This window comes from Pseudomonas sp. LP_7_YM (genome assembly GCF_004364435.1).
GTDB lineage: Bacteria > Pseudomonadota > Gammaproteobacteria > Pseudomonadales > Pseudomonadaceae > Aquipseudomonas.
Map to the genome: position 1 here is coordinate 53,286 of NZ_SOCT01000010.1, position 13,298 is coordinate 66,583.

13 protein-coding genes are annotated in these 13,298 nt (G+C 56.4%); 9 read left to right on the forward strand and 4 right to left on the reverse strand.

Going from position 1 to position 13,298, the window contains the following annotated elements:
• Positions 1 to 18: 18 nt before the first annotated feature.
• Positions 19 to 915 carry a chemotaxis protein CheV gene (locus EC915_RS19740; RefSeq protein ID WP_133752195.1) on the reverse strand — a complete coding sequence of 299 codons (897 nt, stop codon included), beginning with the start codon at positions 913 to 915 and terminating at the stop codon, positions 19 to 21.
• A 280-nt stretch (positions 916 to 1,195) separates the two neighbouring features.
• Here EC915_RS19740 and hmpA point away from each other — a divergent pair, with 280 nt between their 5' ends.
• The 9 genes from hmpA (at position 1,196) to EC915_RS19790 (ending at position 10,291) form a co-directional block, all read left to right on the forward strand.
• On the forward strand, positions 1,196 to 2,377 hold the full coding sequence (hmpA, locus tag EC915_RS19745) for an NO-inducible flavohemoprotein (protein ID WP_133752196.1): 1,182 nt from the start codon (positions 1,196 to 1,198) through the stop codon (positions 2,375 to 2,377).
• A gap of 310 nt (positions 2,378 to 2,687) precedes the next feature.
• The gene (locus tag EC915_RS19750) at positions 2,688 to 3,197 is read left to right on the forward strand and encodes a disulfide bond formation protein B (protein ID WP_133752197.1); all 510 of its coding nucleotides are present in this window, start codon (positions 2,688 to 2,690) and stop codon (positions 3,195 to 3,197) included.
• A gap of 468 nt (positions 3,198 to 3,665) precedes the next feature.
• A complete protein-coding gene (gene cyoA, locus EC915_RS19760) occupies positions 3,666 to 4,601 on the forward strand; it encodes a ubiquinol oxidase subunit II (protein WP_133752199.1) in 936 nt (311 codons plus the stop codon).
• 3 nt (positions 4,602 to 4,604) lie between these two features.
• Complete coding sequence (gene cyoB / locus EC915_RS19765) at positions 4,605 to 6,623, forward strand: cytochrome o ubiquinol oxidase subunit I (protein ID WP_133752200.1); 2,019 nt, start codon at positions 4,605 to 4,607, stop codon at positions 6,621 to 6,623.
• Positions 6,624 to 6,626: 3 nt separating this feature from the next.
• On the forward strand, positions 6,627 to 7,247 hold the full coding sequence (locus tag EC915_RS19770) for a cytochrome o ubiquinol oxidase subunit III (RefSeq protein ID WP_133752201.1): 621 nt from the start codon (positions 6,627 to 6,629) through the stop codon (positions 7,245 to 7,247).
• The gene (gene cyoD / locus EC915_RS19775) at positions 7,248 to 7,580 is read left to right on the forward strand and encodes a cytochrome o ubiquinol oxidase subunit IV (RefSeq protein ID WP_133752202.1); all 333 of its coding nucleotides are present in this window, start codon (positions 7,248 to 7,250) and stop codon (positions 7,578 to 7,580) included.
• 10 nt (positions 7,581 to 7,590) lie between these two features.
• On the forward strand, positions 7,591 to 8,481 hold the full coding sequence (cyoE, locus tag EC915_RS19780) for a heme o synthase (RefSeq protein ID WP_133752203.1): 891 nt from the start codon (positions 7,591 to 7,593) through the stop codon (positions 8,479 to 8,481).
• Positions 8,482 to 8,769: 288 nt separating this feature from the next.
• Complete coding sequence (locus EC915_RS19785) at positions 8,770 to 9,627, forward strand: glycosyltransferase family 2 protein (RefSeq protein ID WP_305955401.1); 858 nt, start codon at positions 8,770 to 8,772, stop codon at positions 9,625 to 9,627.
• Positions 9,628 to 9,667: 40 nt separating this feature from the next.
• On the forward strand, positions 9,668 to 10,291 hold the full coding sequence (locus EC915_RS19790) for a CatB-related O-acetyltransferase (RefSeq protein ID WP_133752205.1): 624 nt from the start codon (positions 9,668 to 9,670) through the stop codon (positions 10,289 to 10,291).
• A 46-nt stretch (positions 10,292 to 10,337) separates the two neighbouring features.
• Here EC915_RS19790 and EC915_RS19795 read toward each other — a convergent pair whose 3' ends face one another.
• The 3 genes from EC915_RS19795 to EC915_RS19805 all read right to left on the reverse strand — a co-directional run bounded on the left by EC915_RS19795 (position 10,338) and on the right by EC915_RS19805 (position 12,965).
• The gene (locus EC915_RS19795; protein WP_133752206.1) at positions 10,338 to 11,315 is read right to left on the reverse strand and encodes an ATPase; all 978 of its coding nucleotides are present in this window, start codon (positions 11,313 to 11,315) and stop codon (positions 10,338 to 10,340) included.
• 145 nt (positions 11,316 to 11,460) lie between these two features.
• On the reverse strand, positions 11,461 to 12,243 hold the full coding sequence (locus EC915_RS19800; RefSeq protein ID WP_133752207.1) for a transporter substrate-binding domain-containing protein: 783 nt from the start codon (positions 12,241 to 12,243) through the stop codon (positions 11,461 to 11,463).
• Between the two features lie 131 nt (positions 12,244 to 12,374).
• Entirely contained in the window at positions 12,375 to 12,965 is a 591-nt protein-coding gene (locus EC915_RS19805) for a DedA family protein (protein ID WP_133752208.1), read from the reverse strand.
• Positions 12,966 to 13,298 lie beyond the last annotated feature (333 nt).

The window sequence follows — 13,298 nt, forward strand, 5'->3', positions numbered from 1 at the left end:
CAGCGTCCGGGGTGGGTCTCAGATCCCTTGGGCTTCGACCGTACGGGCGGCTTCGATCAAGCATCGTGTCAGCTCGGGTGAGGAAAATTTGGTCAGTACAGCGTTGGCACCGGCCGCCTTGGCCTTTTCGGCGTTCATCGCGCTGTCCAGCGAAGTGTGCAACAAGACGTACAGTTCATGGAAATCGGGCGTCTCGCGCAAGGTGCGGGTGAGTGCGTAGCCGTCCATCTCCGACATCTCGATATCCGATACCACCACGTTGATCTGCTGCTCGGTGCCTTGCAGATCCAGCAATTGATCAATCGCCTCGCGAGCACTGCGCGCCGTATGGCACTCGATGCCCAGATTGCGGAGGGTGATGACCGATTGCTGCAGCGCAACCTGACTGTCATCGACTACCAGAATGCGTGCCTTGCTCAGAACCTCGGCTTCCGCAGGGCTGAGTTCGTTGGAGTGTGCTTCTATCCTCGCCGGGGCGATGCCGTGGATAACCTTTTCGATATCCAGCACCTGAACAAGGGTGCCATCCACCTGGGTGACACCGGTAATGAACGACTTGTTGCCAGAGCCAAATGGCGGCGGACGGATATCGGTGGTCAGGCAATGCACGATCTTGCTTACAGCCTGCACGTGCAGCCCCTGTTTCGAGCGGCTGACATCCGTGACGATCAGGCAGCCGCCGTCCGGGTCGATCAGCGGACGTTCGCCGATGGCCCGGCTCAGGTCGATCACCGATAGCGAATTGCCGCGCAATGTTGCGATCCCTTTGACGTGCGGATGCGATTCCGGCATGCGGGTGAGAGTAGGGCAGGGGATGATTTCACTGACCTTGAGCAGGTTGATCGCCATCAGCTTTCCGCTGCGTAACGTGAACAGCAGAAGCGAGAGCGAATCTGCTCGAACGTTTTTGGACATATGAACCTTCTGTCATGCAGTGTCTGTATGCGCTTGGCGCTACAGCTGTCGGTAACGGTGTATCGACCCCTGAAAGGCAGCCTTTAACCTTTTTGGCAGATACCGGTATCTGCTGTCAGCGCCGCCCGTAGTCAAAATGACCAGTAAGGAGTCGTAATGACTACGCGCAGGCTTGGTCATAATGACATTTGTCAGTTATCTAACTGATTTTATTGAATATTAAAGCTGGCACGCATTCTGATACAGAGGGGTACTCATCTTCCAGTCTCAGGGGACTCCCATGTTGAATGCTTCAGATCGTGCCATCGTCAAAGCTACTGTGCCATTACTGGAAAGCGGCGGTGAGGCGCTGGCCACTCATTTCTACAAGAAATTGCTTGGCAGATACCCGCAGGTGCGTCCGCTGTTCAATCAGGCGCATCAGGCCAGTGGCGCCCAACCCCGTGCGTTGGCTAATGCCGTATTGATCTATGCCCGCCATATAGACCAACTCCAGGAGTTGGGCGAGCTGGTCACCAGGATCATCAACAAGCATGTTGCTTTGCAGATATTGCCAGAGCATTACCCCTTGGTTGGCGAGTGCTTGTTAGAGGCCATCCGTGACGTGCTCGGCGCCCAGGTCGCGACCGATGCGGTCATTGCCGCTTGGGGGAATGCCTACTGGCAACTGGCCAATATCCTGATCGGAGCCGAAAAGGACATCTATGAGGAAAAAGCCCGGGCACCGGGCGGCTGGCGTGGAGCTCGCGAATTCAAGCTGGTGGCCAAAGTGCCGGAGAGTGCCGAGATCACTTCGTTCTATCTCGCCCCGGCTGACGGGCAGCCAATTGTTGAGTTCATCGCGGGCCAGTACATCGGGCTGCAACTGTTTCTGGGGGGGGAAGAGCTTCGTCGCAATTACTCGCTCTCCGGGTTGGTGCGGGATAACCAGTACCGGATCAGCGTCAAGCGCGAAAACGGTGGTCGCGTCTCCAGCCACCTGCACGATGAATTGAATATAGGCGATAGCATCAACCTGTTCACGCCGTCGGGCGAATTCACGCTCAGGCAAAGTGACAAGCCGTTGGTCCTGATCAGTGGCGGAGTCGGCATCACGCCGACCCTGGCCATGCTGCAAGCGGCGCTGGAGGGTCCACGGCCCATTCATTTCATCCACTGTGCACGCAATGGTTCTGTCCATGCGTTCCGGGACTGGATCGAAGAACTGGTCAGCAAGCATTCTCAGCTCAAACGCTTTTACATTTACGATGAAGAGGACCACGCCAGTCCGCCTGCCGACGCTACAGGGTTGCTGGATCAGTCGCGCCTCGAACAGTGGCTGCCAGAAAGTCGTGACCTGGATGCCTACTTGCTCGGGCCGCAAGGTTTCATGGCCGCCGTCAAGCGTCAGCTGAGGGCGGCGGGTGTGCCAGACGAGCAGGTCCACTATGAATTCTTCGGGCCTGCAACCGCGCTGGAGTGATCTGAATAAACGTCAGGAGAGCGCAGTTCGCTGCGACAAATAGACGCACGCTTTCTATATAAAGAGGGCGTGCGGCATTAGGTCTCTGCGGCAAAGCGTCGCACTCCACCTATATAGAAGAATCTGAATTTTCGTCCGTGGGTTGTTGCGCGGGTTTGGTTAATGTTTGGCTAATGGCCGTGTGTTCACCATCGGCGCCGGCGTGCGGATGCGACGATGGTAGAATTGCCGGCTTTCCCGCCCACTTCGGGGCGCGCGCGAAGACAGATCTTCTCGATCTGGATGGACACCACATTCAAAGGGCATGTGAATGACTGACAAGATTTTTTTCCTGCAACGTGAAAAGCAGTTTCTGGTACTGCTGGGTATCATCTGTCTGGCCCTCATCGGCGGGGCGCTGTACATGCAGGTGGTATTGGGCGAGGCGCCTTGCCCGCTGTGCATCCTGCAGCGCTATGCCTTGTTGTTTATTGCCATTTTCGCGTTCATCGGCGCTGCGATGCCGAGCCGTATGAGCCTTAGCGTTTGCGAACTGCTGGTCACCCTCAGCGCGGTTGGGGGAATGGTCGCGGCAGGGCGCCATGTCTGGATTCAGACTCATCCCACCGAAAGCTGCGGTATCGACGTGCTGCAGCCCATCGTTGACGGGCTGCCGTTGGCATCGCTGTTTCCGCTTGGCTTTCAAGTGGGTGGTTTCTGCGAGACGCCATATCCGCCAGTCTTCGGACTTTCGTTGGCGCAGTGGGCATTGATGGCTTTTGTTCTTACGGTAATTCTGGTACCCGTAGGTGTCGTTCGAAACCGCATGAAAGCGCGTTAATTACAAAGTGTTGCACAAAACGAAGCCCCAATTCCTTAGGGAATATGGGGCCTTTGCTGGATTTTCAGGTGCGGCATAGGGGTTCATTATTACCGAATCGGAAATTAACTGTTGCGCAGAAACTCATAGTCAATAAAACTTTACGTATCTACAATCGCCCCCACTTAACGCCCCCATCACTTGATGGACGTCGTAAATCGAGGTCGGAAAGCGTTTTTACGCCTTTGTAGACGCCGTCTGGATGGCCTCTTTGAGTCGAATCCGAATGTATGCGCCAAGGGATTTGTACCGCTTTGCGGTTGCCACCATTCGAATAAGAAACCACAGCTCAACCCGGATTTGTTACGAGGCCGCAAGCTTCTTGACAGGCCCCTGTTCAATCCCAAAAATTTGCCAGCACCTGGCAGGGTGAAGTGTTGGCGGTCGAAACCCAACTGCGATGCGAAAGCTGCTTTTAGAGGTCGTGAGATGAGTAAAAAAAGGTACCCCAGGTTTTTTGGCTTCTTGGCCCTTTTCAGCATGCTCCTGCTCAGCGGGTGCGATTACACCTTGCTGAATCCCAAGGGCCATATTGGCGTGCAAGAGCGTGACCTGATTGTCACCGCTACGTTGCTCATGCTGCTGGTGGTGGTGCCGGTCATTTGCATGACCATCATCTTCGCCTGGAAGTATCGCGCGTCGAACAAGAACGCCACCTACACCCCTGACTGGGCACATTCGACCAGAATCGAACTGGTTGTCTGGGTGATCCCGATGATCATCATCGCCATTCTCGGCTACTTCACCTACAAGTCGACTCACGCCCTGGACCCTTACCGTCCGCTCGAGTCTGACGTCAAGCCGGTGACTATCGAAGTCGTGGCGCTGGACTGGAAGTGGTTGTTCATCTACCCGGAACAAGGCATTGCTACCGTCAACAAGATCGTGTTCCCGGCCAACACGCCGGTCAATTTCCGCATCACTTCCGATGCGGTCATGAACTCGTTCTTCATTCCGGCATTGGGCGGCCAGATTTACGCCATGGCCGGCATGCAGACCAAGTTGCACTTGATCGCCAATGAAAATGGCGAATTCGACGGTATCTCCGCCAACTACAGTGGCGCGGGTTTCACCGGCATGAAATTCAAGGCAACCGCCACCTCACAGGCAGATTTCGATGCCTGGGTTGCCGAGGTCAAGAGTTCACCTAAACAGCTGGGAACGGCTGAATACGCTGCATTGGCCAAACCTAGCGAACGCAACCCCGTTGAACTCTACTCTGCAGTCGCCCCAAACCTGTTCCAGACTATCATCGATAAGTATGAAGGTATGAAGCCGGGCAAGATTGTTCACGAGAAGAAAGAAGTGGCCGGTACGGAAGTGATGGACATGGGTAAGCATTCAGCTGCGCAGGCAGAGGAGTAAACGATGTTTGGTAAATTAAGTCTGGACGCGATACCGTTTCACGAACCGATAGTCATGATCACGCTTGCCATGATCGCTATAGGCGGCGTGGCGGTATTCGGTCTGATTACATATTTCAAGAAATGGACCTACCTTTGGACCGAGTGGCTGACTTCGGTTGACCACAAGAAAATCGGTGTGATGTACATCGCCATCGCCATGGTCATGCTGATTCGTGGCTTTGCTGACGCCGTGATGATGCGTTCCCAGCTGGCCCTGGCCACCGAGGGTTCGCCTGGCTATCTGCCGCCTGAACACTATGACCAGATCTTCACCGCCCACGGTGTGATCATGATCATCTTCATGGCGATGCCGTTCTTCACCGGTCTGATGAACATCGTTCTGCCTTTGCAGATCGGCGCTCGCGACGTTGCCTTCCCGTTCCTGAACTCCCTGTCCCTGTACCTGCTGATCTCTGGCGTGGTTCTGGTGAACATTTCTCTGGGTGTCGGCGAATTCGCACGTACCGGTTGGGTTGCCTATCCGCCGCTGTCTGAACTGGGGTATAGCCCGGGCGTAGGTGTGGATTACTACATCTGGGCACTTCAGCTATCGGGTCTGGGTACGACACTGACGGGCGTGAACTTCCTGGTTACCGTCCTGAAAATGCGTGCACCCGGCATGAAAATGATGGACATGCCGATCTTCACCTGGACCTGCACCTGGGCAAACGTCCTGATCGTGGCTTCGTTCCCGATCCTGACCGCCACCCTGGCGTTGCTGACCCTTGATCGTTACCTGGACTTCCACATCTTCACGAACGAACTGGGTGGTAACCCAATGATGTACGTGAACCTGTTCTGGGCATGGGGTCACCCTGAGGTTTACATCCTCGTGCTGCCGGCATTCGGTGTGTTCTCCGAAGTTATCTCGACGTTCACCGGCAAGCGCCTGTTCGGCCACCATTCGATGATCTACGCCTCGGGTGCGATCTCCGTACTGGGCTTCATGGTCTGGCTGCACCACTTCTTCACCATGGGCTCGGGTGCAAGCGTCAATGCCTTCTTCGGACTGGCGACGATGCTGATTTCCATCCCGACGGGGGTGAAGCTGTTCAACTGGCTGTTCACCATCTACCAGGGCCGCCTGCGCTTCACCGCGCCGGTCATGTGGACCCTGGGCTTCATGGTGACCTTCTCCATCGGTGGTATGACGGGCGTGCTGCTGGCGGTGCCGGGCGCTGACTTCGTACTGCATAACAGCCTGTTCGTAATCGCGCACTTCCACAACGTGATCATCGGTGGTGCCGTATTCGGTTACATCGCGGGCTTCGCGTTCTGGTTCCCGAAAGCGTTCGGCTTCAAGCTGAACGAGAAGTGGGGCAAGGCAGCGTTCTGGTTCTGGATCTCGGGCTTCTACGTGGCATTCATGCCGCTGTACGCACTGGGCTTCATGGGCATGACTCGTCGTCTGAATACCACCGATAACCCGGACTGGACACCTTACCTGCACGTTGCCTTCTGGGGCGCCATGCTGATCGCGGTAGGTGTTGCCTGCCAGTTGATCCAGCTGTACGTGAGTATCCGTGACCGTGAGCAGAATCGCGACGTGACCGGCGACCCATGGAATGGCCACACTCTGGAATGGTCGACCTCGTCGCCACCTCCGTTCTACAACTTCGCAGAAATGCCGAAGGCTGAAGAAATCGATGCGTTCTACGCGGCCAAGCGTGATGGCGAAGCGTACAAGGTTCCGGCCAGGTACTCTGACATCCACATGCCGAACAACACCGCAACCGGGCTGATAATGGGTGCACTGCTGACCATTTTCGGTTTCGCGATGATCTGGCACATCTGGTGGCTGTCGATCGCAAGCCTTGCTGGCACGATCATCTATTTCGTCATTCATGCTGCACGTGACGATCAGGGCTTCATGGTTCCTGCTTCTGAAGTGGCACGTATCGAAGGCGAGCACCACAGGGTCCTGGAATCGGTCCGCAATGCCCAGGCAAACACTCCTGTCAACAAGCTGGAGCAGGCGTAAACAATGTCGAACTTAGTATTTGATAGTGCGAAGGGTCACGACCACGCGCATGACCACGGCCATCACGACGCCGGTGAGATGAAAATCTTCGGCTTCTGGCTGTACCTGATGACCGACTGCATTCTGTTCGCGTCGATCTTCGCCGCCTACGCAGTACTGGTTAACAACGTTGCCGGTGGTCCTTCGGGCCACGATATTTTCGAACTGCCTTACGTGCTTGGCGAAACCGCCTGCCTGTTGCTCAGTTCGATCACCTACGGCTTCGCCATGCTGGCGATGCACAGAGGCAACAAGTCGGGCGTCCTGGGCTGGTTGTTCGTGACCTTCCTGTTCGGTCTGGGCTTCATCGGGATGGAGATCAATGAGTTCCATACCCTGATCTCCGAAGGCTACGGTCCTAACCGCAGCGGTTTCCTCTCGGCGTTCTTCACGCTGGTGGGCACCCACGGTCTGCACGTTACCAGTGGTCTGATCTGGATGGCGGTCATGATGTATCAGGTCAGCAAGAATGGGCTGACGCCGTCCAACCAGACGCGCCTGAGCATGCTCAGCCTGTTCTGGCACTTCCTGGACGTGGTCTGGATCTGCGTGTTCACCGTTGTCTATCTGATGGGGACCATCTAAATGGCGAATTCACATCAATCTCATGACGACTCCAGCCACGGCAGCTACAAGTCGTACATGGTCGGTTTCGTACTGTCGATCATCCTGACCGCGGTTCCTTTCGGTCTGGTGATGTTCCCGACAATCTCGAAAATCGCCACCTTGTGGGTCGTACTGATCTTCGCAGTTGTGCAGGTTCTGGTTCATCTGGTGTATTTCCTGCACCTGGATCGTTCGAGTGGACAGCGCAACAACATGGTTGCTTTCGCGTTCGCAACGCTGGTTATCTTCCTGCTGGTGGGCCTGACTGTCTGGATCATGTTCAGCATTCACACCGCCATGATGGCGAAGTGAGGAAAACCTGATGTCACTGAAGCACTTTATCCAAATCACCAAACCGGGGATCATTTTCGGTAACGTGCTTTCGGTGGCCGGTGGCTTTTTTCTGGCGTCCAAGGGGCATGTCGATTTCGGCCTGTTCCTCGTAGCGATGATTGGTACGTCGCTGGTCGTAGCGTCCGGTTGTGTCTTTAACAACTGCATCGACCGCGACATCGATCTGAAGATGGAGCGCACCAGGAACCGAGTGCTGGTTCAGGGACTGGTTTCGTTGAAACTGGCCCTGACCTACGCCGTGGTGCTGGGTGTAGTCGGTGTGGGCCTGCTGTACTTCAAGGCCAATGCGCTGGCGGCACTGTTCGCAGTGATCGGTTTTGTGATCTACGTCGGCTTCTACAGCCTGTACCTGAAACGCAAATCCGTTCACGGAACATTGGTTGGCAGTCTGTCCGGAGCGATGCCTCCCGTCATCGGCTATGTCGCAGTGAGTAACAGCTTTGACCTGGCTGCGCTGACCTTGCTGGTCATGTTCAGTCTGTGGCAGATGCCTCACTCTTATGCCATCGCAATCTTCCGCTTCAATGACTATCTGGCTGCCTCGATTCCGGTTCTTCCGGTCAAACGCGGCATCCGGGTTGCAAAACGCCATATCCTGATCTACATCCTGGCCTTCCTGCTGGCGACTCTGATGCTGACGTTTGGCGGTTACGCCGGGCTCAACTATCTGGCCGTCGCCGCTGCCATGGGCATGTACTGGTTGTACATGGCCTGGACAGGTTACAAAGCCAAAGATGACACCGTTTGGGCACGCAAGCTGTTCGTGTTCTCCATCTTCACGATCACAGCCTTGAGCGTGGCAATGTCGCTGGATTTTCAGGTAACTAAGGAATTGCTGGTGACATACGCAGCTCCTTGATCACCTGAACCGAACATAAAAAACCCCGCTGTTCAACAGAGCAGCGGGGTTTTTTATTGCCTCGCCGCCCGTAGTGCTACGCAGATGGTCGCAATGCGCTGTAGGGCAAATCCGCTTTTTCCGTTCGTAACGCTTAATCCTCCATGACAAAAGCCATCGCTTTGCCGCATCATGTGTCTGTTTTGTACAGGGATCGTAGCGAAATGCCTTCGATCCAGTCGTAGAGACACAACAATCAGAATTATGACTGACCAAATCACTCCAGAACGCCTGCCCCGGAATGACTCGATGCCTCTCGTATCGATCATCGCGCCCTGCTACAACGCAGAAAGGTATCTGGACGCTGCCATTGCCAGCATCTTTGCCCAGGACTACCAAAACTTCGAAGTCATTATCGTCGATGATGGTTCGAGCGATAACAGCGTCGCGATGCTTCAGGCGCTCCAAAGCACGTACGATTTCCAGCTCTATGCTCAGCCCAATCAAGGTGTCAGTGCCGCTTTGAATCACGGGCTTCGGTACGCTCGCGGCGAATACGTGTGCACGCCCGATCTGGACGACATCATGCTGCCCTCGTCGGTGCGGTTGCGTGCGGACTACCTGAACCAGCACCCTGAAGTAGGCTGCGTAGGTGCGCTGATCATCTACATGGATTCGGACGGCAACGACACCAAGACCCAGAAGCTAGCGGGTATCAGAAAGCTCAGTTTCGATGAGATCCTCGGAGACGCCATCGTCGTCGGTGCACCGGTTTCGCTTTACCGGATGGATGCCATGAAGGCGGTGGATTTCTATGACCCACAGATCAGGGTTCAGGATTTTCAGATGACCCTCAAGATCGCCAACAGGGGCTATGAAGTCCATGTTTTGCCGATGAACGTCACGCGCTATCGCCGCCATCCGAACAACCTGTCGCGTCGCTACAAGGTGCTTCTGGACGCAGATATGCGCACCATTGCCCCTTATCGGGCGCATCCGGCCTACAACCGTGGTTTCACTGCGATCATCAACAAGGCGTTGAAGTACGCAGTGGTCAACGACAAGAAGTACGCGTGGACCCTGTTGCGCTCGATTCCGCTTCGACAATTCAACAAGACCACCTTTCGCCGCTTCAAGCGCCTGTTGCTGCACCGCCAAAGCAGTTAACCCGAAAACCAGTGCGCCTGCTTTCGCCCCGGACCCTCGCATGAAATTCTTCGAATTGCTCAAGACCCGCAAAACCAGAAAGCATCTGCGCAGCCTGGATAAACTCGAACGCGAGCCGGAAAGAATCCGCCTGCGTTACCCGCACTACGTTGTGGGCACAGGCACCTACGGCATCCCGGAGGTGTTCGAATTCGGTGATGACACCCTCCTGCGGGTCGGCTCGTACACCTCGATTGCCGCTGGAGTGAAGATCCTGCTCGGTGGCGAGCATCGCACCGACTGGCTGACCACTTACCCATTCCCGGCGATGATGAAGGGCCTGGAAGACATCAAGGACTACGCCCCCAGCAAAGGCGATGTGGTGATTGGCAGCGATTGCTGGATCTGTGCCGGAGCGACCATTCTGTCGGGCGTCACCATCGGCCACGGTGCTATCGTCGCCGCCGGTGCGGTGGTGGCCCGGGATGTGCCGCCTTTTGCGGTAGTGGGTGGCAATCCCTGCAAATTCATCCGCTGGCGCTTCGACGAAGAGGTTCGCGAGCGGCTGCTTCAGGCTGCGTGGTGGGATTGGCCGATGGAAGAGGTCAAGTCGGTTGCCAGAATGCTCTCAGGGTCGGATCTGAGCGCTTTTCTGAACTACCTCAGGTCACGCAAGGCGGCCTGAACCGTGGTGACAGGCCAGCGCTAATGGGATTTGCGTGAGTTTCGGGCTATTGCGCCTCGGCGCTGTCCGGGTTTTTTGCGGGTCCCAACACGATTGCCAAATGGCGCAAATCCTCGATTTCCACAGTGAAGCTTTTGCCCAATGGGCTGGCTTTCAGCGTGCCTAAGGCAAACACGGTAAAGAATCGAATCTCATCGGCGTGGCTCAACAGCTCGCTGATGTAACGGCTGGAGCGATAGGCTTGCATCTGTGCGGGCGACACGTACAGCGTCACCCGCTTGCCCTGCAGCCGATCAAAGAATTTGAATTTGAAGCCGGTGCCATAGCGCTCCACCAGACCGCCGCCATAAAGCACCCGACGCTCGTTGCCCAACTGGGCAAATTTGATGTGTCGGAAATACGAGCGCAGCGACACCTCGCCCTGACCCGGAACGCGCAGGCTCAGCAAGGCGAACTCTTCCTTGGTGAGTTGCGCCTGAGCCTGACGGAAACTGTCCACCAGACGCTCAAGGTTGGTGGTGCGAGTTTCGGCGGACTGTTTGATTTTTGGAGTGTCGGAAACAGCGCTTACCTCTGCAGGTTTCGCATCTTCCCCTTCGTCAGGTCTGGCGGCAGCGGGCTGTGCTTTCACCCGCTCCTTGAGCGCCGGATCGAACACGTCGATGTAGTCATCCAGTTTGCGCTTGGCCTTGCGCACTGCACTTTGCGTCTCGGTCTCCTGACGTTCAGGCATGTCTTCGACGGGCTCAGCCTCATCGACCCACTCACAATCCACATGGTGCTCGTAATTGGCGTTGGCCCTGAAGTGCGCGCAGACGAAAGTCGGATGCTCCTGGGGCTTGACGTCATAACGCACGCCGGTGATTTTCACGCCTTGCGCCCGGCAGGCTTGCGTCGAGCACAAGAAGTTGAAGCGTGCGCGAGGGGGCTCCTGAGAGAAATATTCACGTCGCGCGGCAACGATCGAAAGCTCCTGCTGCAACTCGACACAAAACGCGCGGGTGATGTTCTTGCTGGTCTTCATGAATGCGGCCGAGTCCTTCGCCGGATGACAGGCAGGCATGATGCTGAATCGCCACAGGACTGCACAAGCCCTTTAAGAATATCGCTCGCCGAAGATTGCGATCACGTCGCCGTTGGCAAGCCGACTGTCACAGGGATGGAAGTTGTCACTCCGAGGGCAGGGCCAACCACTGCGCCACCACCTTGTGATAGGCGCCCGTGGCCTTCGACAGGTGCAGCCACTGATCCACATACGATTTCCAGCTGACATCATCACGCGGCAACAGGTACGCCTTCTCGCCATATTGCATGTACCGCGACGGATTCACCGTACACAGGCCCGACAGGCGCTTCTGCTGGTACAACGCTTCCGATGCGTCGGTGATCATCACGTCCGCCTTCTTGTCCAGCAGTTGCTGAAAGATGGTTTTGTTGTCGTGAAACTCCAGCTTCGCGTCGGGCAGGTAAGTCCTTGCAAACGCCTCGTTGGTCCCGCCCTGTGGTTCGATCAGCCGCACATCAGGCCGATTGATCTGCGCGATGCTTTGGTACTTCGACTCATCCTCGCAACGCACCAGCGGCACCTTGCCGTCGACATCCAGGGTGTTGCTGAAAAACGCGTGCTTTTGCCGCTCCAACGTCACCGAAATACCGCCCACTGCGATGTCGCATTTGCCTGCACTGAAGTCCGTCATCAGGGTTTTCCAGGTCGTCGGCACCCACTGCACCTTCACCCCTAAACTCTGCGCCAGCGACTGAGCCAGTTCGATGTCGATACCCTCGTACTGTCCGTCAGATTTGAGAAAGGTGTAGGGCTTGTAGTCACCGGTGGTACACACCGCCAGCTCACCCTTCTGCTGCACGGTATCCAGGTGCGAAACCTCGGCTGCCTGCACCTGCGCGACGCCAAACAACCCCAGCAACAGACTGGCGCTAATACGTGTGTTCATCGTGTCGACCCCTGTGAATCCAACGTTTCAGGTAGCCGTTATAGAGGCGAGGGCAGAGGAAGGGAAGCAACGGCTGCAGATTCGGTAGCGGCGCGATTGGCTTTTCAGCAGATCGGTGAGGCTACCGTACGTCATTTTTGCTGTGACCGCGCGGCCCGGGCCTTCGACCGGTGATGCCGATAAAACGCAACCGCTGTGGCAATCACGACCACGCCGATGAGGATCGGCAGACGGTAAGGCTTGAGGTTGCCCAGCAGGTTCTCAAGGGCGTCGCCGGCCCAGTAACCGCCCATGACAAACAGAGTCGCCCACACAGCGGCGCCCAGCAGGTTGACCAGAGAAAACCGAACCGGAGACAGGCGGCTCGCGCCAATCACCAGCGGCCCGACCAGCCGCATGCCGTAGAGAAACCGCACGGAAAAGATCGATGCCGTGGGGTAGCGCTCAATCAAGCCGGAAACCCGGTCAATCGCTGCTTGCTGCCGGTGCAGGCGCGGCAGTATTCGAGGACCGTAATAGCGCCCGACCCAGAACAGGATCTGGTCGCCCACCATCCCGCCCAGCGTGGCAACGGCGATGACATCGATCAGTCGCAGAGACGTCTGGTGAGCCGCCAGTCCACCGAGGATCAGAATGGTTTCGCCTTCCAGCAGGCAACCAATGAACACAGCCCAATAGCCGTAGTTGACGAGCAGATAATTGATGTCGAGATGTTCGAACATGAGAACCGGCGGCCTCGCAGTGGAAAAACAGCCGCTGGATCATCCGGCGGGGGCATGCCGTTCGACCAAACCGGGGCGCGAACAGTTCTATCGCGTTTTGCCTCTGGCCTGAGAAGGCTGTCGCAAGCGGTGCGCGGATATTGCCGTGGCTTTGTCGGCGGCATGAGCGCTGTGCGCGGGTCAGGGAGTGTAAATAATCTGCAAAGGTCGGGCCCCTCACTTGTTCGCATCTTTTGCGCAGGGCTAAATGACGCAACAGTTTGAAACATCACCGGTCGACGGGGCCTTTCGACTGCTTGATATAGCCGGTGCCAGCGGCAAACGGGTCCTATG